18 protein-coding genes are annotated in these 22,786 nt (G+C 58.8%); 3 read left to right on the forward strand and 15 right to left on the reverse strand.

What is annotated here, in order from left to right:
* Positions 1 to 64: 64 nt before the first annotated feature.
* The 12 genes from ACI514_RS17260 to flhA form a co-directional block, all read right to left on the reverse strand.
* On the reverse strand, positions 65 to 1,024 hold the full coding sequence (locus ACI514_RS17260) for a CheW domain-containing protein (protein ID WP_405122081.1): 960 nt from the start codon (positions 1,022 to 1,024) through the stop codon (positions 65 to 67).
* 116 nt (positions 1,025 to 1,140) lie between these two features.
* A complete protein-coding gene (locus tag ACI514_RS17265) occupies positions 1,141 to 1,929 on the reverse strand; it encodes a ParA family protein (protein ID WP_008077691.1) in 789 nt (262 codons plus the stop codon).
* Positions 1,930 to 1,972: 43 nt separating this feature from the next.
* The gene (gene motD, locus ACI514_RS17270) at positions 1,973 to 2,863 is read right to left on the reverse strand and encodes a flagellar motor protein MotD (RefSeq protein ID WP_064390875.1); all 891 of its coding nucleotides are present in this window, start codon (positions 2,861 to 2,863) and stop codon (positions 1,973 to 1,975) included.
* Between the two features lie 12 nt (positions 2,864 to 2,875).
* A complete protein-coding gene (locus ACI514_RS17275; protein WP_016987476.1) occupies positions 2,876 to 3,616 on the reverse strand; it encodes a flagellar motor protein in 741 nt (246 codons plus the stop codon).
* On the reverse strand, positions 3,616 to 4,764 hold the full coding sequence (locus ACI514_RS17280; RefSeq protein WP_160056826.1) for a chemotaxis response regulator protein-glutamate methylesterase: 1,149 nt from the start codon (positions 4,762 to 4,764) through the stop codon (positions 3,616 to 3,618). Before ACI514_RS17280 ends, ACI514_RS17275 begins: the two co-directional genes overlap by 1 nt.
* A 49-nt stretch (positions 4,765 to 4,813) precedes the next feature.
* On the reverse strand, positions 4,814 to 7,084 hold the full coding sequence (locus ACI514_RS17285; RefSeq protein WP_405122082.1) for a chemotaxis protein CheA: 2,271 nt from the start codon (positions 7,082 to 7,084) through the stop codon (positions 4,814 to 4,816).
* Positions 7,085 to 7,138: 54 nt separating this feature from the next.
* A complete protein-coding gene (locus tag ACI514_RS17290) occupies positions 7,139 to 7,927 on the reverse strand; it encodes a protein phosphatase CheZ (protein WP_034151516.1) in 789 nt (262 codons plus the stop codon).
* Positions 7,928 to 7,945: 18 nt separating this feature from the next.
* On the reverse strand, positions 7,946 to 8,317 hold the full coding sequence (locus tag ACI514_RS17295) for a chemotaxis response regulator CheY (protein ID WP_161986607.1): 372 nt from the start codon (positions 8,315 to 8,317) through the stop codon (positions 7,946 to 7,948).
* 166 nt (positions 8,318 to 8,483) lie between these two features.
* On the reverse strand, positions 8,484 to 9,224 hold the full coding sequence (fliA, locus tag ACI514_RS17300; RefSeq protein ID WP_007920004.1) for an RNA polymerase sigma factor FliA: 741 nt from the start codon (positions 9,222 to 9,224) through the stop codon (positions 8,484 to 8,486).
* Complete coding sequence (fleN, locus tag ACI514_RS17305; protein WP_003222917.1) at positions 9,221 to 10,051, reverse strand: flagellar synthesis regulator FleN; 831 nt, start codon at positions 10,049 to 10,051, stop codon at positions 9,221 to 9,223. Before fleN ends, fliA begins: the two co-directional genes overlap by 4 nt.
* A gap of 116 nt (positions 10,052 to 10,167) precedes the next feature.
* Complete coding sequence (flhF, locus tag ACI514_RS17310) at positions 10,168 to 11,508, reverse strand: flagellar biosynthesis protein FlhF (RefSeq protein WP_008077677.1); 1,341 nt, start codon at positions 11,506 to 11,508, stop codon at positions 10,168 to 10,170.
* Between the two features lie 11 nt (positions 11,509 to 11,519).
* Positions 11,520 to 13,649: a flagellar biosynthesis protein FlhA gene (flhA, locus tag ACI514_RS17315; RefSeq protein WP_038363869.1), complete on the reverse strand. Its 2,130-nt coding sequence runs from the start codon at positions 13,647 to 13,649 to the stop codon at positions 11,520 to 11,522.
* Between the two features lie 636 nt (positions 13,650 to 14,285).
* Here flhA and ACI514_RS17320 point away from each other — a divergent pair.
* The 3 genes from ACI514_RS17320 to ACI514_RS17330 all read left to right on the forward strand — a co-directional run bounded on the left by ACI514_RS17320 (position 14,286) and on the right by ACI514_RS17330 (position 17,488).
* The gene (locus tag ACI514_RS17320) at positions 14,286 to 14,645 is read left to right on the forward strand and encodes a DUF6124 family protein (protein WP_405122083.1); all 360 of its coding nucleotides are present in this window, start codon (positions 14,286 to 14,288) and stop codon (positions 14,643 to 14,645) included.
* 321 nt (positions 14,646 to 14,966) lie between these two features.
* On the forward strand, positions 14,967 to 16,673 hold the full coding sequence (locus tag ACI514_RS17325) for an Ig-like domain-containing protein (RefSeq protein WP_405122084.1): 1,707 nt from the start codon (positions 14,967 to 14,969) through the stop codon (positions 16,671 to 16,673).
* Between the two features lie 455 nt (positions 16,674 to 17,128).
* Complete coding sequence (locus tag ACI514_RS17330; RefSeq protein WP_405122085.1) at positions 17,129 to 17,488, forward strand: DUF6124 family protein; 360 nt, start codon at positions 17,129 to 17,131, stop codon at positions 17,486 to 17,488.
* 177 nt (positions 17,489 to 17,665) lie between these two features.
* Here ACI514_RS17330 and ACI514_RS17335 read toward each other — a convergent pair whose 3' ends face one another.
* The 3 genes from ACI514_RS17335 to flhB form a co-directional block, all read right to left on the reverse strand.
* Complete coding sequence (locus tag ACI514_RS17335; protein ID WP_405122086.1) at positions 17,666 to 20,794, reverse strand: Ig-like domain-containing protein; 3,129 nt, start codon at positions 20,792 to 20,794, stop codon at positions 17,666 to 17,668.
* 472 nt (positions 20,795 to 21,266) lie between these two features.
* A complete protein-coding gene (locus tag ACI514_RS17340; RefSeq protein WP_405122087.1) occupies positions 21,267 to 21,503 on the reverse strand; it encodes a hypothetical protein in 237 nt (78 codons plus the stop codon).
* 140 nt (positions 21,504 to 21,643) lie between these two features.
* Positions 21,644 to 22,783 carry a flagellar biosynthesis protein FlhB gene (gene flhB, locus ACI514_RS17345; protein WP_405122088.1) on the reverse strand — a complete coding sequence of 380 codons (1,140 nt, stop codon included), beginning with the start codon at positions 22,781 to 22,783 and terminating at the stop codon, positions 21,644 to 21,646.
* Positions 22,784 to 22,786: the final 3 nt, after the last annotated feature.

The following is a 22,786-nucleotide window of genomic DNA, read 5'->3' on the forward strand; positions in this document are numbered from 1 at the left end:
TGAGCGGTGTGTGTTCTGTGTGGCGGCATTCAACAATGCCGTCGCCTGATTGTTATGTCGGCTGCTATGTCGGTTTATGTAGCGGCTTGTGGCCGCTCAGGTGCTTTGCCCCACCGCTGGCGATCAACTCGGCCAGTGCGGAAACGTCAAGCAATGCACACATGTGCTCAATCACGGTGCCGGCGAGCCATGGCCGCTGACCCCGGTGACTTCTCCATTTGATTTCATTCGGATCCAGACGCAACGAGCGACTGACCTGATGCACCGCCAGGCCCCACTCGTAACCTTGTACCGAAATCACGTACTGCAAGCCCTGACGGAAGTCATCGCGATAGCGATCCGGCATGACCCAGCGCGCGGTATCCAGCACTTTCAGGTTGCCGGCCTGGCTCGGCAGAATCCCGAGGAACCATTCCGGCTGACCGAACAGCGGCGTCAGCTCGTGGCCGGCCAGCGAATAGATCGAGCCAAGGCACACCAGCGGCACTGCCAGGGTCAGACCGGCGACGTCGAACAGCAGGCATTCGAAGGCTTCCGAGGCCCAGGCCGGGCGACCATCGGTTTCCACCGGTGGCGGCGTGTTGTTCGGCGGCAGATGCACTTCGACCAGCGGCGGAACCAGCGTTTGCTCGACGGGTGCGGGTGCAACTGGAGCAGGAGCCGGTTCGACCACGGCCGGTTCCGGCGCGGTTTTCAGCAGTTGGGTTTGCAGCAGCGGTGCCAGTGTCGAGACCGACGCGCGAACCGGCTCGGCCTCTTCGATCAATGCAACCGGTGCTTTGGTCACCGCTGCGGCGGCAGGCGCGGCAACCGGCGCAGCAGGCCTGGTCGCTTTCTGTGCGTCACGCGCCTGCTCTTCCAGCACCGCTGCCTGGAACTCGTCCAGCGCCTCGCTGCTTTTCACAATTTCAGGCTGCGCCTCGATGACCGGCGGCAGTTCCTCAGGAATGTCCTGCAGCAGATTATCCAGATAAGACTGCAGCGCCAATTGCGGCTTCGACGTCAACTTGAGCGGCCGATTCATACGCAACCCCAGGTAGGAGCTGCCGCAGGCTGCGATCTCTTGATCTTTTCAGAAGCACCACAAAGCAAGATCAAAAGATCGCAGCCTGCGGCAGCTCCTACACAAGTCAAAATCATTCAAGCCACCTGCGGAACAAGTTGTTGCGCCAACAGGTGCTTGAGCAGCGCGCGGTAAGCCAGCACGCCACGGCTCTTGCCGTCAAATTGCGAAGGCGTGACACCGGCTCGGCTGGCGTCGCGCAGACGGGTATCGACCGGGATGTAACCCTGCCAGATCTCGTCGGGAAATTTGTCACGCAGCACGCGCAAGGTATGCATCGATGCTTGTGTGCGGCGATCGAACAAGGTCGGCACGATGCTGAACGGCAACGCCTGTTTGCGCGAGCGGTTGATCATCGCCAGGGTGTTGACCATGCGTTCCAGGCCTTTGACGGCCAGGTGTTCGGTCTGCACCGGGATCACCAGTTGCTGGCTCGCCGCGAGGGCGTTGACCATCAGCACGCCGAGCAACGGCGGGCTGTCGATTACCGCGTAATCGAAGTCCTGCCACAGTTGCGCCAGACTCTTGGCGATTACAAGACCGAGGCCACTCTGCCCCGGCGACTGCCGCTCAAGGGTGGCCAGCGCGGTGCTCGACGGCAGCAGGGAAATGCGTTCGTCACTGGTCGACAACAGCAACTGCCCCGGCAGGCCTTGCGGCACGCTGCCCTTGTGTAGAAACAGGTCGTAGTTGCTGTGTTCCAGGCTGTCGGGGTCGTAGCCGAAATAGCTGGTCATCGAGCCGTGCGGGTCGAGATCGACCACAACCACGCGCTTGCCCGCCTCGGCCAGCAATCCGGCTAAAGCGATGGAAGATGTGGTTTTACCGACACCACCCTTTTGATTGGCGACTGCCCAGACTCTCATTCAGTTCGTTCCTCCCGGCCGATATGCTCGACCGAGACATAGCTCAGCGTGTTAATGCGGGTGACGGAGAATTGACGGCACTCTCGCGTCCCGGCGTCTTGACCGGGGTCGGTGCAGTTTGTGTGCCAGCCCGCTTCAATGCAGCGTCCGGTTGCGCATTGGCGGTTCCGGTGCCCGTGAGGCTGCGACGTACATCGAGATTGCGCGAGACCACCAGCACCACCCGGCGGTTTTTTCCCCGGCCTTCAGCGGTAGCGTTGTTGGCCACCGGTTGAAACTCGCCGTAACCCACCGATGCCAATCGGCCAGGGTTCACGCCCTGCATGGCCAGCATGCGCACGATGCTCGCCGAACGCGCCGAGGACAGCTCCCAGTTGGTCGGGTACTGCGCGGTGCGGATCGGTTGATCGTCGGTGAAGCCTTCAACGTGGATCGGGTTGTCGAACGGTTTCAGAATCGCTGCAACCTTGTCGATGATGTTGAACGCAATGTCACTCGGCATGGCATCGCCGCTGCCGAACAACAGGCTGGAGTTGAGTTCGATCTCGACCCACAGCTCGTTGCCGCGCACAGTCATCTGGTTGGAGCTGATCAAGTCGCCGAAGGCCGCGCTGATGTCATCGGCGATGCTTTTCAGCGGATCGCTGGCGCCGGCGATACCGGCATCGATCTGCTCGGCGTCCTTGACCAGTGGCTTGGCCGGAGTCACGGTTTTCGGTCGTTCGTCGCCGATCTGGATCGGTTTGAGCGCGCGGTCGGAGTCTTTGAAGACGCCGACCAGCGCTTCGGAAATTTCCTTGTACTTGCCTTCGTTGATCGACGAAATCGAGTACATGACCACGAAGAACGCGAACAGCAACGTGATGAAGTCAGCGTAGGAAACCAGCCAGCGTTCGTGGTTTACATGCTCTTCCTGGTGGCGACGACGTGCCATGAGGTTATTCCCTTAATCCATGAAGCCTTGCAGCTTCAACTCAATGGAGCGAGGGTTTTCACCTTCGGCGATCGACAGGATCCCTTCCAACAACATTTCGCGATAACGCGACTGCCGCAACGCAATTGACTTCAGCTTGGCAGCGATCGGCAGCAACACCAGGTTGGCACTGGCTACACCGTAGATGGTCGCGACGAACGCCACGGCGATGCCGCTGCCCAGTTGCGTCGGATCCGCGAGGTTGCCCATCACATGGATCAGGCCCATCACCGCACCGATGATGCCGATGGTTGGCGCGTAGCCGCCCATGCTTTCAAAGACTTTTGCCGCCTCAATGTCACGCGCTTCCTGTGTGTAGAAATCCACCTCGAGGATGCTGCGGATCGCTTCCGGCTCGGCACCGTCGACCAGCAGTTGCAGGCCTTTGCGCGAGTAATTGTCGGGTTCGGCATCGGCCACGCCTTCCAGACCCAGCAGGCCTTCCTTGCGTGCGGTGAGGCTCCAGTTGACGACGCGATCAATGCCACCGGCCAGATCGACCCGTGGCGGAAACAGAATCCAGGCAAGGATCTGCATGGCGCGTTTGAACGCGCTCATCGGCGATTGCAGCAGTGCGGCACCGATGGTGCCGCCCAGTACGATCAATGCCGCCGGGCCGTTGGCCAGCGCACCGAGGTGACCACCCTCAAGGTAGTTACCACCGATGATGGCGACGAACGCCATGATGATCCCGATAAGGCTTAAAACATCCATCAGAGACACGCCTCGACAATGTGTTTGCCGATGTCGTCGAGGCTGTACACCGCGTCGGCAAGGTCGGCTTTGACGATGGCCATCGGCATACCGTAGATCACGCAGCTTGCCTCATCTTGTGCCCACACCGCGCTACCGCCCTGCTTGAGCAGACGCGCGCCCTCACGGCCGTCGGCGCCCATGCCGGTCAACACCACCGCCAGAACTTTGTCGCCGTAGGATTTCGCTGCAGAACCGAAAGTGATGTCAACGCAAGGCTTGTAGTTCAGACGCTCGTCGCCCGGGAGGATTTTCACCGCGCCACGGCCGTCGATCATCATTTGCTTGCCACCCGGCGCCAGCAACGCCAGGCCCGGACGCAGGATGTCGCCATCCTCGGCTTCCTTGACGCTGATGCGGCAGAGCTTGTCGAGACGCTCGGCAAACGCCTTGGTGAACGCTGCCGGCATGTGCTGGATCAGCACGATCGGCGCCGGAAAATTCGCCGGCAACTGAGTCAGCACACGTTGCAGGGCCACCGGGCCGCCAGTCGAGGTACCGATGGCAACCAGTTTGTAGGCTTTGCGTTTCGGCGCTGGCGACGAAGCGCTGGCGGCCGGAGCACGGCTTGGAGCAGGAGCAGGTGCATGCACAGGCGCGTGTGCCGGACGTGCCGGTGCGCTGGTGCTGTGGCTGCTGAAGCTGGATGGCGCCGGTGCAGGCGTTGGCGCTGCGGCTGGAGCCGGTGCGCTATAAGCACTGAAACGACGGTTACTGCGCGAGATGCTATGGACCTTCTCGCACAACAGTTGCTTGACCTTCTCCGGGTTACGCGAGATGTCTTCGAAATTCTTCGGCAGGAAATCCACCGCGCCAGCGTCCAGCGCATCCAGAGTGACCCGGGCGCCTTCGTGCGTCAGCGAGGAGAACATCAACACCGGGGTCGGGCAGCGCTGCATGATGTGCCGCACTGCCGTGATGCCGTCCATCATTGGCATCTCGTAGTCCATGGTGATCACGTCCGGCTTGAGTGCCAGGGCCTGATCGATCGCCTCTTTACCGTTGGTGGCGGTGCCGACCACCTGAATGCTCGGATCCGCTGAAAGAATTTCCGAGACGCGGCGGCGGAAAAAACCCGAATCGTCCACCACCAGGACTTTGACTGCCATAAACACTCCATTAGGTGCAGCGGGACGTTGTCGCCCCGCCGCCCCGGATTCAAATACGCCGTGCGGCGTAACGCTTGAGCATGCTTGGAACATCGAGAATCAGCGCGATGCGGCCGTCACCGGTAATGGTGGCGCCGGACATGCCCGGAGTGCCCTGCAGCATTTTGCCCAATGGCTTGATGACCACTTCTTCCTGACCGACCAGTTGATCGACGACGAAGCCGATCCGCTGAGTGCCCACCGAAAGGATCACCACGTGGCCTTCACGCTGCTCTTCGTGAGCGGCGGAGCTGACCAGCCAGCGCTTGAGGTAGAACAATGGCAGCGCCTTGTCCCGCACGATCACCACTTCCTGACCGTCGACGACGTTGGTGGTCGACAGGTCGAGGTGGAAGATCTCGTTGACGTTGACCAACGGGAACGCAAATGCCTGATTGCCGAGCATGACCATCAGGGTTGGCATGATCGCGAGGGTCAGCGGCACCTTGATGACGATCTTCGAGCCCTGGCCCTTGGTCGAGTAGATGTTGATCGAACCGTTGAGCTGGGAAATCTTGGTCTTCACCACGTCCATGCCGACACCACGACCGGAGACGTCGGAGATCTCGGTCTTGGTCGAGAAACCCGGGGCGAAAATCAGGTTGTAGCACTCGGTATCGCTGAGGCGATCGGCCGCGTCCTTGTCCATCACACCGCGTTTTACCGCGATGGCGCGCAGGACGTTCGGGTCCATGCCTTTGCCGTCATCGGAAATCGACAGCAGGATATGGTCGCCTTCCTGTTCGGCCGCGAGCACCACGCGACCGCCACGAGCCTTGCCCGACGCTTCGCGTTCTTCCGGCGACTCGATGCCGTGGTCGACGGCGTTGCGCACCAAGTGGACCAGCGGGTCGGCCAGGGCCTCGACAAGGTTTTTGTCGAGGTCGGTTTCTTCACCCACCAGTTCCAGGTTGATCTCTTTCTTGAGCTGACGCGCGAGGTCACGAACCAGACGCGGGAAGCGCCCGAAGACCTTTTTGATCGGCTGCATCCGCGTTTTCATGACGGCGGTCTGCAAGTCAGCCGTGACCACGTCGAGGTTCGACACGGCCTTTTGCATGGCTTCATCGCCGCTGTTCAGGCCCAGACGCACCAGACGGTTACGCACCAGCACCAGTTCGCCGACCATGTTCATGATTTCGTCGAGACGGGCGGTGTCGACACGCACGGTGGTTTCGGCTTCGCTCGCCGGTTTTTCCGGTGGCGGTGTCGCCGGCGCACGGGCCGGAGCCGGTGCAGCAGCGGCAGCCGGTTTTGGCGCCTCGGCTTTTGGCTCAGGCTTGGCGGCAGGCTTGGGCGCTGCCACAGCGGCCGGGGCCTTGGCAGCCGGTGTGGCGACGGTCGAAGCACTGCCAGCAGCGGCGGTGCCGACTTCGGAGAACTTGCCTTTGCCGTGCAGTTCGTCGAGCAGCGATTCGAACTCGTGATCGCTGATCAGATCGCTGCCGGCAGCGGCGGCCGCTGGAGCAGCAGGCGCAGGTGCCGAAGCAATCGCCGACTCCAGCGCATCCACGGCAAAGTTGCCCTTGCCATGCAACTGATCGAGCAAGGCTTCGAATTCGTCGTCGGTGATGTCAGAGCTGTCGCCCTTGACCGGAGCAGCAGGGGCTGCCGCCGCTGGCGCAACCGCGTCCACCGCAAACTGGCCCTTGCCGTGCAGTTGATCGAGCAACGACTCGAACTCGGCATCGGTGATTTCATCGCTCGCGGCTTCAGCGGCCGTTTGCGCAGGGGCAGCAGCGGCCGGGGCTTCGGCTTCAGCCTTGACGGCGTTCAGCGAATCCAGCAGCTGTTCAAATTCGTTATCGGTGATGTCGCCCGACGAGTCGCCTTCGACGACCAGTTCTTCGATCATCTCGGCCACTGGCGAAGCCGGGGCTGCGTCCGCCGATTGCGGTTCGGCCAGACGCGCCAGGGCGGCCAGCAGCTCCGGCGTGGCGGCGGTGATCGGAGCACGCTCACGAACTTCAGTGAACATGCTGTTCACCGCGTCCAGTGCTTCGAGGACAACGTCCATCAGTTCTGCATCAACGCGACGCTCACCCTTACGCAGGATGTCGAACACGTTTTCGGCGATGTGACAGCACTCCACCAGCTCATTGAGCTGAAGGAAGCCGGCGCCCCCTTTTACAGTGTGGAAACCGCGAAAAATTGCGTTGAGCAGATCTGCGTCATCCGGGCGGCTTTCCAGCTCGACCAGTTGTTCGGACAGTTGCTCAAGAATCTCGCCGGCCTCAACCAGGAAATCCTGAAGGATCTCTTCATCGGCGCCGAAGCTCATTAATGGGGTGCTCCTACAGGTCTAAAAACCCAAAAAACCTAAAATTCCAAAACTCTAGAACCCGAGGCTGGATAACAAATCGTCCACATCGTCCTGACCGGACACAACGTCTTCTCGTTTATCGGCATGAATCTGCGGACCTTCACCCTGCGAGAGATGTTTTTGTGGATCTTTTTCTGCAAGCATCGCGGCGCGGTCATGTTCGATGCCCGCAAAGCGGTCCACCTGACTGGCCATGAGCACGAGTTTGAGCAAATTGCTTTCGACTTCGGTGACCAGTTGGGTCACACGCTTGATCACCTGACCGGTCAGGTCCTGGTAATCCTGGGCCAGCAGGATGTCGTTGAGATTGCTCGACACCGCACGGTTGTCCGTGCTGCTGCGTGACAGAAAACCGTCGACCCGGCGCGCCAGTTCACGGAACTCTTCAGCCCCGACCTCGCGACGCATGAAGCGACCCCAATCGGCGCTCAAGGTCTGCGCTTCGTCAGCCAGACCATTGACCACCGGCGTGGCGCTCTCCACCAGATCCATGGTGCGGTTGGCCGCGGCTTCCGTCAGCTTGACCACATAACCCAGGCGTTCGGTGGCGTCGGTGATTTGCGACACTTCCTCGGCCTGCGGCATGTTCGGGTCGATCTGGAAGTTGACGATCGCACTGTGCAATTCACGTGTGAGCTTGCCGACTTCCTGGTACAGGCCACGGTCACGGGTCTGATTGAGCTCATGGATCAGTTGCACAGCGTCGCCGAACCTGCCTTTTTCAAGGCTTTCGACCAGTTCGACCGCGTGTTTTTTCAGGGTCGACTCGAAATCGCCCTGTGAAGATTCGTTATGCTCCATAGCTCCCCCGCGCGTTCATCAGCCGATGCGTTCGAAAATCTTCTCGATTTTGTCTTTCAACGCCTGAGCCGTGAAAGGTTTGACTACGTAGCCGTTTACACCGGCCTGAGCGGCTTCGATGATCTGCTCGCGCTTGGCTTCTGCAGTCACCATCAGCACTGGCAGGTGCTTGAGTTTTTCATCGGCACGCACGTGGCGCAGCAGGTCGATACCGGTCATGCCCGGCATGTTCCAGTCCGTTACCAGAAAGTCGATGCTGCCGCTGTTGAGCACTGGAATGGCAGTCACGCCATCGTCAGCCTCGACGGTGTTGGTGAACCCAAGATCACGCAGCAGGTTCTTGATGATCCGCCGCATCGTTGAGAAGTCATCAACGATGAGGATTTTCATGTCTTTGTTCAATTCGACCTCCAAGCAGTCTTAAACGCGCCCAGCACCTGGACGCGCCACTTCAATCAATCGGCGCAGCACTTGAAGACTGTCTGGAGCACAACAGAGCAAGACCGGTGCCGTTCATCACCGCACCAGCCTCGTTCGCAGTGTCCCCACACTGCCTTCAGCGCGCTCGCCACTCCCCCAAACGCCCCCGCAAACGGGCCGCGCACTGGCTGTGTAACTGGCTGACCCGCGATTCACTGACGCCAAGGACTTCACCGATCTCCTTGAGGTTCAGCTCTTCGTCGTAGTACAGCGCCAACACCAGTCGCTCACGCTCCGGCAAATTGGCAATCGCGTCCGCCAACGCTGCCTGGAAACGTTCATCTTCCAGATCGCGTGACGGCTCAAGATGAGCACTCGCGCCATCCTCGTGCAGCCCTTCGTGTTCGCCGTCCTGCAACAGATCGTCGAAACTGAACAGGCGACTGCCCAAGGTGTCATTCAAAATCCCGTAGTAATCGTCGAGACTCAATTGGAGTTCGGCTGCAACCTCGTGATCTTTAGCGTCACGGCCGGTTTTAGCTTCAATTGAGCGAATTGCGTCGCTGACCATACGGGTATTGCGGTGAACCGAGCGTGGTGCCCAGTCCCCTTTGCGCACTTCGTCGAGCATCGCGCCGCGGATTCGAATGCCCGCGTACGTTTCGAAACTGGCGCCTTTGCTGGCGTCATATTTGGTCGAGACTTCGAGCAGGCCGATCATCCCGGCCTGGATCAGGTCTTCGACCTGCACACTCGCCGGCAACCGTGCCAGCAAGTGGTAGGCAATGCGTTTGACCAGCGGCGCGTAACGCTCGATCAGCTCGTACTGAGCGTCGCGTGCCGACTTCTTGTAGTAGTTCATACCGCTTGCTGTCATAGCACGGGCCCTGCCGTTTGCTGCACGAGGCGCTCGACGAAAAACTCGAGATGGCCACGCGGGTTGGCGGGCAGCGGCCAGGTGTCGACCTTCTGTGCAATGGCCTTGAATGCCAGCGCGCACTTGGAGCGCGGGAAGGCTTCGTAAACGGCACGCTGCTTCTGCACCGCTTTACGCACGCTTTCGTCGTAAGGCACGGCGCCGACGTATTGTAGGGCCACGTCAAGGAACCGATCCGTGACCTTGGTCAACTTGGCGAACAGGTTGCGCCCTTCCTGCGGGCTCTGCGCCATATTGGCCAGCACGCGGAAGCGGTTCATGCCGTAATCGCGGTTAAGCAGTTTGATCAGTGCGTAGGCGTCAGTGATCGAGGTTGGCTCGTCGCAGACCACCAGCAACACTTCTTGCGCGGCGCGTACGAAACTGACTACCGAGTCACCAATACCCGCAGCGGTGTCGATCACCAGTACGTCGAGATTGTCGCCGATGTCGCTGAACGCCTGAATCAGGCCGGCATGTTGCGCCGGGCTCAGGTGGACCATGCTCTGCGTGCCGGACGCGGCCGGGACGATGCGGATGCCACCGGGGCCTTGCAACAGCACGTCGCGCAATTCGCAACGGCCTTCGATCACGTCGGCCAGTGTGCGTTTAGGGGTCAGACCCAACAAAACGTCGACGTTCGCCAGTCCCAGATCGGCGTCCAGCAGCATGACCCGACGGCCAAGCTCTGCCAGCGCCAGAGACAAGTTCACTGACACGTTAGTCTTGCCGACGCCACCTTTGCCGCCGGTCACCGCGATCACCTGTACGGGATGCATGCTGCCCATGTTATTTCTTTACCTTGTCTTGCATAGACGGAGGCCACATTACTGGCTGCGCGTTCACAACCGGAACAATGCATGGCAGACCATCGATGTAGGTACAAAAACTGTTCATGAATACCTCAGCCTACCTGCTTGGTCGGGCTGTGATAGATATCAGCGAACATGTCAGCCATGGCTTCTTCGCTGGGTTCTTCCTGCATTTGCACGCTGACGGCGCGGCTGACCAGTTGATGACGGCGCGGCAGATGCAAATCATCCGGAATCCGTGGGCCATCGGTCAGGTACGCGACCGGCAATTCATGACTGATCGCCAGGCTCAACACTTCGCCAAGGCTGGCCGTTTCATCCAGTTTAGTCAGGATGCAGCCGGCTAGCCCGCAACGCTTGTAACTGTGATAAGCGGCGGTTAGAACCTGTTTCTGGCTGGTGGTTGCCAAGACCAGATAATTTTTTGAACGAATGCCACGCCCGGCCAGACTTTCCAGCTGCATGCGCAGCGCCGGATCGCTGGCTTGCAGGCCGGCAGTATCGATCAATACCACGCGTTTGCGCAGCAGTGGATCCAGCGCCTGCACCAACGATTGGCCCGGATCGACGTGGGTCACCGGCACATTGAGAATGCGGCCCAGCGTCTTCAGTTGTTCCTGCGCACCGATGCGGAAACTGTCCATGCTCACCAGCGCGACATTCTGCGCGCCGTATTTCAGCACGTAGCGCGCGGCGAGCTTGGCCAGCGTGGTGGTCTTGCCCATGCCGGCAGGGCCGACCATGGCAATCACACCGCCCTCTTCCAACGGCTCGACTTCCGGTACGGCAATCATCCGCGCCAGGTGCGCGAGCAACATGCGCCAAGCCTGACGCGGTTCTTCGATATCAGTGATCATCGCCAGCAGATCGCGCGACAACGGGCCGGACAGACCGATACGTTGCAGACGACGATACAGATTGGCTTGCGCCGGACGGCTGCCTTGCAGCTGATTCCAGGCCAGAGTGCCGAGCTGAACTTCCATCAGCTCGCGCAGGCTGTTCAATTCGAAACGCATCGAATCCAGGGCACGCGGATCAACGCCGCCGGAAGACTGCGCAGGCGCCGGGGCCGGACGCGCTGGAGCAGCGTAAGTCGGCTCGCTCAGCGGTTCAGCGGCAGTCAGCGGCAGGCCAGCGGTCAACGGCAGCCCTGCGAAGATCTGGCGATTGCTGTTGCCGTCGGCTTCGCCACGCAGGCTCAGTTCGGCCTGGGCGGTGACGATGCGCGACTGAGTCTTGCGCAGCTCGTCTTCGAGTTCCATGTTCGGAACCCGTGGCGCCAGCGCCGACAATTTGTAATCCAGTGCCGCCGTCAGCTCGACACCGCCAGCAATGCGGCGGTTGCCAATGATGGCGGCATCAGCGCCCAGCTCATCACGAACCAGCTTCATGGCCTGACGCATATCGGCGGCAAAGAAACGCTTAACTTGCATAAACCACTACCTCAGCCGTTGGGCCCTACTGTCGCAACGATGGTCACTTGCTTGTTGTCCGGTATTTCCTGGTAGGCCAGCACATGCAATCCAGGGACTGCGAGGCGGCCAAAGCGCGAGAGCATCGCGCGGATCGGGCCAGCGACCAAAAGGATCACCGGCTGACCTTGCATTTCCTGACGCTGCGCCGCTTCGATGAGCGAACGCTGCAGCTTCTCGGCCATGCTTGGCTCCAGCAGAACGCCCTCTTCCGAGCCTTGTCCTGCCTTCTGCAGACTATTGAGCAATATTTGTTCCAACCTTGGTTCCAAGGTGATCACAGGCAGCTCCGACTCAGTGCCTACAATGCTTTGGACGATGGCGCGGGATACGCCGACCCGTACAGCGGCCACCAACGCGGCGGTATCTTGACTCTTCGCGGCGTTGTTGGCGATGGCTTCGGCAATGCTGCGGATATCGCGCACCGGCACGTGTTCGGCGAGCAGCGCTTGCAGCACCTTGAGCAACTGCGACAACGTGACCACGCCCGGCACCAGCTCTTCTGCCAGTTTCGGCGAGCTCTTGGCCAGCAATTGCATGAGTTGCTGCACTTCTTCGTGGCCGATCAGCTCGCTGGAGTGCTTGTATAGAATCTGGTTCAAGTGAGTCGCGACCACGGTGCTGGCGTCCACCACCGTGTAACCGAGGGATTGTGCCTGCGCACGCTGGCTGATTTCGATCCACACCGCCTCCAGGCCGAAAGCCGGATCTTTGGCGTTGATACCGTTGAGTGTGCCGTAGACCTGGCCCGGGTTGATCGCCAGTTCGCGATCCGGGTAGATCTCGGCTTCGGCGAGAATCACGCCCATCAGGGTCAGGCGATAGGCGCTTGGCGCCAGATCGAGGTTGTCGCGGATGTGCACGGTCGGCATGAGGAAGCCCAGATCCTGCGAGAGCTTCTTTCGTACGCCCTTGATCCGCGCCAGCAATTGTCCGCCCTGGTTGCGGTCCACCAGCGGAATCAGGCGATAGCCGACTTCCAGGCCGATCATGTCGATGGGCGTCACATCGTCCCAGCCGAGCTCTTTGGTTTCCATGGCGCGGGCCGGCGACGGCAGCAGTTCCTGCTGGCGCTTGACCTCTTCCAACGCTACGACCTTGGCCACATTCTGTTTTTTCCAGAACAGGTACGCGCCGCCAGCGGCCAGCGCGGCCATGCTCAGGAACGAGAAGTGCGGCATGCCCGGCACCAGCCCCATGACCGCCATCAAACCTGCAGCCACCGCCAGCGCTTTCGGCGAGGCGAACATCTGGCGATTGATCTGCTTGCCCATGTCTTCCGAACCGGAAGCACGGGTCACCATGATCGCTGCCGCTGTCGATAACAGCAGTGATGGCAATTGCGCCACTAAACCGTCACCGATGGTCAGCAAGGCATAAACCCGGCCGGCATCACCGAACGTCATGCCATGCTGGAAGATACCCACGGCCATGCCGCCGATCAGGTTGATGAACAGAATCAGCAGGCCCGCGATGGCGTCACCACGGACGAACTTGCTGGCACCGTCCATCGAACCGTAGAACTCAGCCTCTTGGGCGACTTCCTGACGGCGCATCTTGGCCTGGTTCTGGTCGATCAGACCGGCGTTGAGGTCGGCGTCGATCGCCATTTGTTTGCCGGGCATCGCATCGAGGGTGAACCGCGCGCTCACCTCGGAAATCCGCCCGGCACCCTTGGTCACCACGACGAAGTTGATGATCATCAGGATCGCGAAAACCACGATACCAACCACGTAGTTACCGCCGATCACCACCTCACCGAAGGCCTGAATCACCTTACCGGCAGCGGCGTGGCCGTCCTGACCGTGGAGCATGACCACCCGCGTCGAGGCCACGTTCAACGCCAGCCGCAGCAACGTCGCAACCAGCAGAATCGTCGGGAACACGGCGAAATCCAGCGGTCGCAGCGCATACACGCAGACCAGCAGGACGACAATCGACAAGGCAATGTTGAAGGTGAAGAACACGTCGAGCAGGAACGGCGGCACCGGCAACATCATCATCGCCAGCATCACCAGCAGCAACAACGGCACGCCCAGATTGCCTCGACTGAGGTCGGCAACGTTTGTGCGAGCAGTGTTGAATAACTGAGAGCGATCCACCGGTTTTCCCCGTTCCTTTAAAGCAAACTTTTGACGCCCAGAGCGGGCTCACGGCGGGTACTGCAAGAAGCTTTCCAACTTTTGCGATTGATTGAAACAGAGAGGAAGGTGTACGCGAACACTGTAGGAGTGAGCCTGCTCGCGATAGCGGTGTGTCATCCAAAAAATTCGTCAACTGACACTCCGCTATCGCGAGCAGGCTCACTCCTACATTTGGTGTGCATTTCACTCTCACATTTGGAATGCAGTCTCTTGTGGGAGCGAACCTGCTCGCGAAGAGGCCCTTATGTCCGGCACAAATTTTTCGATTTAAACGAAGCTGTTTAAAAGACACCTCAAGACACGGTCTCAAGGCTACAAATCCTTGCGCCAATGCCTACAGCCAAGCCAGAATCCGCCGGCTTGTGCGCTTTGGGGTCGGGTTATATTGTGGTCCGGTCGCTGACAAATCAGCGACCGGGTTTAGCAGCCCGGGTTATCTCTAGACGCATGAAGTCCGTTGCCGTTATGGCGGCTTTGCGTGGGGCACTTCGGTGCGCCGGGTTCTAGAGTCCTGGTCTGCTAACCCGCGTACGGCCGCCACCTCCTTCGTTAGCAGCGAACGGTGGCAGCTTCACTACTCTAGAGGCTTCAACCATGATCAAACCAACCCCCAACCCACCCGCAACCGACCCCACCTCCCCCTACGATTCCCTCGACTCCAGCAAACTCCACGACGCCGCCGACCGCGCCCTCGATCACTACCTCTGCCCGCCCGGCTCCACGCCACCACCGCGTAAAACCCGCCGGATGTACGCCGTCACCGCGGACTTCAAAAATGAAGAGCTGCTGGCCGATGCCAGCGAAACACTCGCCTCAGCCAGAACCATCGCCCATGACTTCGCCCACCTCATACCCGCGTCGCAGCGCAGGACATTGTTGGGGATCGCGCAATTGATCATGCTCGGCGAACTGGCGGTGAATCGGGTGATGGATAATCTGGAGTTGCCGCGGTGATGCGGGCCGGTCGAGTTGTTTGGTGCCACTGCCTGCTCGCGATGGCCTATCTACAGGCAACCCCCAACTGCGGACAGTCAAAACCCGCCGCTCCTAATCAACCGGGGCGGCGCGTTTTACGTTTGAGCCTGGTAACTCGACTCTTTCCGCTTTCAAGGGAAGGGCCGGCACGTCGAACGAAACTTGAGCGCGCCGCCGAGTCTCGACCACTCGTCTGAAACAAGCATCTACCTGTCAGATATGACAGTGGGCAAAATTCACAAACCATTGTGTGATAGCGCTTCACCCACATGCCGGCCTGTCACGGGTCAGGAGCGCGTCATGGACACTCACTCGACCATTGATATCCAATCCGACGATCTGATTGAAGTATTCAAGTTGTTCCCGGTATTCATACCCGGCTGGTTGACACCGGTGAGGCCGTCCGGACTTGCTCACGGCGGCGTTCCGAGACGCCTCTTCACCGGCACACCTGAACGCGTGCGGTGTGTGGTTGATCCGTGGACTGAACTACTAAATCGAGGCGTGGCAGCACTGGCCGAGTACAATTCAGTCGCATTGTTTATCAATGATGGGGCGACGCCCGTGGACAGTCACACTGTCGAGCCCGGCGAGGAAAATAAACGAGTCGCGCTGTACGCCCCGAAATCCAAGTTCGTAAACGGCATCAACAAGCTGCACTACGTTGTTGAACGGCTCAGCGGCAATAAAGAAAAATCGGAAATATCGTCGGTGCTGTACCACCTGCCCCCCCATGCCAATTTCAAGCTGATTATTCCTTCCGAGGTGATCGCCAATGGCATTACCCCTGACTTGGCACAAAACGGTGTCACGTTCGAAATGCGCTACACGACCAAAGAACCTTTCGATCAAGTGATATTGAAGCTAGGCATCGCGACGTTCACGGTGGACGTTATGGATCCCTCGGCACCAGTGAGCAAGACGCTGTATACAGCTGATTTTGAGAACGTTGTTGACGGCGAGATAAACGTCAATTTCGAGGTAACTGATCAACTGGGACAATTTGGCGAATCGCCGAACGAGACGGTGAACATTCGTCTGAAAGAGAAATTGCCGGCCCCGACGCTAACCAACGTATTGGACGCCAACAATAAAGAAGTGCCGGAGGGTGCCAGCACCACCAGCACCACGTTAATACTCAAGGGCACAGCCAGCGAAGGGAAGGAGATCGAAATTTTCGACGGTAGGGGCCCGAGCGCAGAGTCCAAAGGCAAAGTGACCGCCAGTCCAATTGACAGGTCATGGCAGCACACCATCACCGTCACAGTCGGCGGTCACCGCTTGTATGCTAAATCGCTGTACCACCCGACCTCGGTTTATTCCAACGTGCGATTGCTGACGGTGAGTCCCCAGCAACTTTCAGTCGACACGACGCTGATGGAGCTGGATGGCGTGATGGTAAGAAGTGGTTACTGTCCAAACCTCAACGGTGTTGATGCCATTGGTAACACTAAGATCCGCGAGGCTGCCGGGGGTATTGCGCCCTATACATACAGGTCCTCGAATCCAGCCGTCGCGGCAGTTGACGCCGGCGGCAAGGTAACAGGAATGGGCAACGGTGGGGCAACCATCACCATCACCGATCAACAGGCTGCGCAGGTCAGCTACTCAGTCAAAGTCTCGAATATCTACTCCGTGTTCGTAGGTGGAGGCTTAGGCTGGACTTACCAGAGACACCTTCAAGCATTGGCGCAAAGAGGAGACGTGCATTTAACGCCGCAAATCCTTGCGGTCATTCAGCGTTGCTTCTCGCAACCTTGGTTCGTATGGAGTGCAGGTCCAACGGCCCCTCACCTGGACAGGGCCTGGACCGGCAACGCCAATGGAGCCAGGGCTGAGGTTTACAATACCTATACCCGAAATTTTGAATGGCTGGACCAGACAGCTGATCCCCATCATGGATTGTTCTTTTTATTTAACTATGCAGGTGCATTGGGAGCGATGAGCAGTAACGAGGAGCACCTAGAAGCCGCAGAAATGATCGGACCTTCAAGCAACACCGACTAGTTGAAACTTGTCGGAATAAATGTCTGCACAACTTCGCAATCCTGAAAGCCCGCGCCCCCATGAAAATGGCCGCGGGTTTGTTGTCTTTTTAGGCTCAACTTTAAGATCTCGTTGAATTGTGTGTAATGACATTTCCGCAAGGCTACAAATCCTTGCGCCATTGCCTACAGCCAAGCCAGAATCCGCCGGCTTGTGCGCTTTGGGGTCGGGTTCTATTGTGGGTCGGTCGCTGACGAATCAGCGATCGGGTTTAGCGACTCGAACTCAAGTCAAAGGTGCATCGGCGTTCCAGGCTTCGTTGCGGATCTGTATTTTCGCGATTTCGTCATGGTGGCTGTATGCGGGAGACCTTCGGGTCTGCCGGGTGCCTTTGACCGGTTCGCTAACCTGCGTACAGCCGCCACCCACCTGTTTAGCGACAGGGTGTAGCGGCTCCACTTCAAAGGAGCTTCACCATGATCAAACCAACACCCAACCCACCCGAAACCGACCCTACGTCCCCCTACGAATCCCTCGATTCCAACAAGCTCCACGACGCCGCCGACCGCGCCCTCGATCACTACCTCTGCCCGCCCGGCTCCCCCCCACCGCCACGCAAAACCCGCCGGATGTACGCCGTCACCGCTGACTTCAAAAACGAGGAACTGCTGGCCGATGCCAGCGAAACACTCGCCTCAGCCAGAACCATCGCCCATGACTTTGCCAACCTCATACCCGCCTCGCAACGCAGAACGCTACTGGGGATTGCGCAATTGATCATGCTCGGCGAGCTGGCGGTGAATCGGGTTATGGATAATCTGGAGTTGCCGCAGTAGCCGCGCCCCCATGATCGTTCCCACGCTCTGCGTGGGAATGCAGCCCGGGACGCTCTGCGTCCCTTCCAGAGCCGAACGCGGCGCATCCGTTGAGGCATTCCTTTGCTACGCGTAGGAACGATCAAAATATAGAGGCGCACGGGAAAACTCTCCCGGCGCCTGACAAGTCTCTGTACGTCAGGTCAAGTGATAAGCCATCCACCGTTTACGGACCGCGTTGCCCGCGACTGGTAAGCTTGCGCCCGCCAGAACTCCGTTATCCAACAGTTCGTAATAGACGACGTAGGGAGTGGCAAAGGAAAGGTTAATAGCGAAAAAACGGCCATAATATGGCCCTCTTGCACCGAACAGGGGAGTCAAGTCGACGAAATTCGCCTGTAGGTGGCCCGCGCCGAGCGGCCGGTTATCGTTGTAAATACGGGTGGCTCCGGATTGGCTAAGCCAGGAATGCGCCTCGGCTGCCGTCATGAACGCCTCGCTCATTCCAAGCCGATAAACATTCGTCACTTGCACCAAATACGAAACCTTTTGCTGATCGGCATCCGTCACGGTGATGGTGGTCGATCCGTTATGCCTACCGGCAACCTTGCCATCGGCGTCAACCGTCGCTACGCCCGCATTGGCCGATTGATAGGTATAAGGCGTTCGACCGCCCGTTGGCACGCGCACCTGCACATTATTGACAACTTCTCGCTCGCGTAATCCGTACGCCGCGCCCCCCACCACTTTCACACCATTGAGCAGCATGTTGGCAGTATTGATTGCCAGCGCCTCCGTGACCTTCACCGTGTACCGCGCCACTGGAAGCTTCAGCGCAGAGTCCTCGGTGTCCGTGCTGCGCAGCGCTATCTTGCAGATCAACTCACAGGGAGACAGATCCTTGAGCGCATAGAACCAGCTACGGTCAGCCTTGGCGCTGATGCCTTGAGTGATTTCTTCAGCCGTCAACGGGGTGCCGGCGCGCAACGATAACGGCGCAACCCCCTCGCTGGTGACAGTGAGCCAGACCCGCTGCCCGGCCACAGCAATCGGCAGCGGTGGCTTGACCACGCACGTGAGGTCAGTCTTGATGATTCGCAGATCGATAAGCGGCACAGCGCCCGCTTCTACAATTTGCGGACGGGTCAGGGCGGGATCCATGTCGCTGATTGTTTTGACCTTCAATATCAGAGGCTTGGACTGTATAGCCTTGCCATTTCTGATCAATTCAGAGCGCAGCTCAACCTGTTCTCCAAGATTCTGCGCAATGAATGACGGCAACAGCCAAAACACGGCAAAATTGTCTGCATTCAACGGTTGCGGTTCAAACGTCGGCGAACCTTCTTCTGGCGCGCCTTTAACCAGCGGCCGAACCTGATCACCCGGGCGTGGACTGGCTATCTGTATACGCGCTCTGACGCCTTCATGGTTTTCCAACGGGTCAAGCACGCCATCCGGAGCGCGGCGAACCGTTGGCGGCTGCAACGCCAGCGTCGGGTCTCCGATATACAACTCGAGCAGTGCGGATGATTGCGGCAGTTCGTCCGGCCGCTCGATCCACCAAAGCAGATTGAAAAACTGCTCCCGATAGGATTCGATCGCCTCGCCGTCCAGCCAGAACTCCAGATCCTTGCCGACACGTGTCTGATCAATCGGCAATCTGTCCCGAAAGACCACCCCGCCCGCGTCCCCCCGGCCTTCCACATGCACTACATCGCCCAAAAGCGTGTAGGCGGCCGCCGCAATCTGGATATCCGTGCCATACGGCACATGCGCCGGATTGAGCACGTCGTCAATGACGCCAACGATTTTTGGCGCTGGTAGTGCAGGATCAAGCTCCCCTATGCGCGCATTCATCACCTCAGAAACCAGCGCAGGATTCAACGTGGCATGACTGACCTCATACGAAACCCGGACCGACCCTTTGATCAATGGCGCGATATCTTTAGCGGTCACGCTAAAGGCGATGGCCTGGCCAACCAACCGGTCACTGACGTCGCGGTAAGTCTGGTACAGGTGCGGACGCCCGGAAGCACTGGTGCCCATCCATGTCAGTGTGACTCTGAAGCCCTTTTTGATCCGCTCATCAGGACCGCACAACACCGTGGTCCGGCTCAGCGCAGGATCGAGGGTACCGCCGACCAGATCCGGTATCTGCGGAGCGGGTAGTCGCAACGTTTTTCCTTGCAACTCGAAGATGTAGACCTGGGAGCGGTCCTGTGTGCCATCTGCTTTGGTGCGCAGATAATCCACTTGCACCTGCCCGGGCGCGCTGGCAATCACAATGGGATTAGGCACTTTAAAAGGCTGAATGCCGAGACGAGTAATCGATTGTTCTTCACTGTGCTCGACCACTTCACCGCTTTGTGTCGTAGCCGCCCATCGAAACAGTAATTTCTCTTTCAGCGCAAAGCCCGGGCGCGTAATGATCTGAGCCTCCAGATCATCGAATCCAACCTCATCAAGACTGACCTTATCTTCATTGGCAAGAGGGACGACTACCGGACCAAGCCAGACATTCTCCGGATCGCTGATGACCGTCGCGCGCTCAGAAAAATCGCTGACGTTTTCCACCTGATCTTTAATCTGGTAGACCATTACCGCCGGATCGGCCGGGCCTGCATCCTCGATGTTCTTCGGGGATACGAAAACACTGATTTCCTTTCCGACTTCGCTTTCCTGAACCGTATGCGGGCTGACAAGGATGCCGTGAAAATGGAACATCAACGTGTCACCCGAGGTCATGAAAGGCCATGGCGCAACGATTGCCGTGAAGCCCTCGGCGGCGATTTTCTTATCAATGACATCACCGTCCTTGAACGGCAACTTGGCCGGTTTGAGACGCTGATGGCCGGGCATATCCGGCTCGGGATCGATGCCGCCCGGAGGATCGATCTTGAACCAGACCTCAACTTGCGCCCCTTCAGGCGGCTGACCGCTTTTGCGCGTAATTTCGTAGCGCAGGGTGTGCACGCCAGGCAGCACTTTGTCCACGGGAATGTGCATCAGGACGTCAAGATTATTGTGATCGGCAGGCAATACCACCGTAGCGACCAGGGTTTTATCACGGTACAGACGAATCGTGTCGTCTCCGGCCATATTCAGATAGGCCTGCACCAGCACACGCAACCCCTTGGTAGTGGTAAAAAGCATGGGGCGGTTAACCCCGACTAGCGCCGGTGGAAAAACGATATCAGTAAACTGCCCGGGAATATTGGGCGGATAGAGGGAAAAAAGTCCCAGTCCTCCGCTTGAATCGAAATGGACGACGTCATGTTGCGTATCGTCGATAACTTCCTCAATCGGCATCACCATCAAACCAATCATCGCCCTGCTCCTGAAAAATCCGTAGCGGTTTGCCAGGGATCTGCAGAGGTCATTGGACACTTGACGCAAATATTCAACCACTGTCAGAACTAACAGGTGCGCACGGGTTTCAGACGAACGGCACTGACGAAGCGGGAGGAAACTTTGACGTTTGCCCCTGGGCATCGGTCAAAAGAAAAGGGGACGGATTCATTGACCAACACGCGCAATGCAAAAGTGAGCCTGCTCGCAATAGCAGTGGGCCTGGTTCGAATGCCGCGACTGATAAAACCTCATCGCGAGCAGGCTCACTCCTACAGGAGATCGGTGTTGATCGCAACCCTGTGGTTACACGCTGAACCTGTGGGAGCGAGCCTGCTCGCGAAGCGGTTTCAAGGCCAACACACACTTCAGGCAAAAAAACCGCCACCGCGCTGTATCGAGATGGCGGTTTTTCGTTTCGGCGGATCTAACGACGCAGACGATGTGTTGGTCAATACCGGAGATTTTTCACTTTTCCGTTCTTGTTCCGGGGCAGTTCGAACTCGACCTCGCCCCCCACTTTGACGTTCGCCTGCCGGGCATCGGCCAATGGAATGCTGAATCGGTATTCTTTGGCGGTCAGAAAAAAACCGGTGGCCTCAGCAAAGGAAATACATCGTCCCGAGGGCTTCGGCGTGATGGTGCCTCTTCCGGTTTTTTCATCGTAGCTGCTGAAAATACCTTTCATTGTCTTGCTCCCTTGCACTCGCTCGCCTGACCGCGCCAGGTTCGCGGCGCCACCTTGCATCAAACTGCAAAATCACGGGAAGCGCACCTGTCAGAGTTGACAGTAATGGGGAGTCTCAGACCAATGGCTGCACAACAACGTCAGGAATCGCGGCGCAGATCCGGCGGAATCGGCAAATCGTCCTTGAGCGGATCCGGGCGTTTGCCTTTGCCGGCGCGGTACTGGCGGATCTGGTAGACGTAGGCCAAGACCTGAGCAACCGCCAGATACAACCCGCCGGGAATTTCCTGCTCGAGTTCGGTGGAGTAGTAGATCGAACGCGCCAGCCCCGGTGACTCGAGGAGCAGGACGTTGTTGGCCACGGCGATTTCGCGGATTTTCAACGCGATGAAGTCGCTGCCCTTCGCCAACAATACCGGGGCGCCGCCCTTCTCCGAGTCGTACTTGAGCGCGACGGCGTAGTGGGTCGGGTTGGTGATGACCACGTCGGCGTCGGGAATCGCCGCCATCATCCGCCGCTGGGACATCTCGCGCTGGGTCTGGCGGATGCGCTGTTTGACTTCTGGGCGCCCCTCCTGATCCTTGTGCTCGTCGCGCACTTCCTGCTTGGTCATCAGCAGTTTTTTGTGCGCTTCCCAGAGCTGCACCGGCACGTCGACGGCGGCGATGATGATCAGGCCGCAGGCCAGCCACAAAGTGCTCCAGCCGACCAGCGTGACGCTGTGAATGATCGCCATCTCAAGCGGCTCGTGAGCAATCCGCATCAAGTCATCGACATCCGACATCAGCACCACCAACGCCACCCCCAAGGTGACCAGAAACTTGGCCAGTGCCTTGAGCAGTTCGACCACAGCCTTGAACGAAAACATTCGCTTCAAGCCTGCCGCCGGGTTCATCCGGCTGAACTTGGGTGCCATGGAGCCGGCCGCAAACAACCAGCCCCCCAGGGAAATCGGCCCGATCAATGCGGCCAGCAATAGCGTGATCATGAACGGCTGGATGGCCACCAGCGCCATCTGACCCGACTTCAACAAAAATGCGCCCATGGAACCCTGATCCATGATCACCTCACGCGACAGCGTGAAGTTCAGGCGCATCAGCTCCATCAGGTCTTCAGCCAGCATGCCGCCGAACACCAGCAGCGCGCCGGCACCGGCCATCATCACGGCGAGGGTGTTGAGCTCTTTGGAACGGGCAATCTCACCCTTCTCACGGGAGTCCTTTTTACGTTTCTCCGTGGGGTCTTCTGTTTTGTCCTGACCGCTTTCGCTCTCTGCCATGAT

The organism is Pseudomonas sp. M20 (assembly GCF_045037865.1).
Taxonomy (GTDB): Bacteria; Pseudomonadota; Gammaproteobacteria; order Pseudomonadales; family Pseudomonadaceae; genus Aquipseudomonas.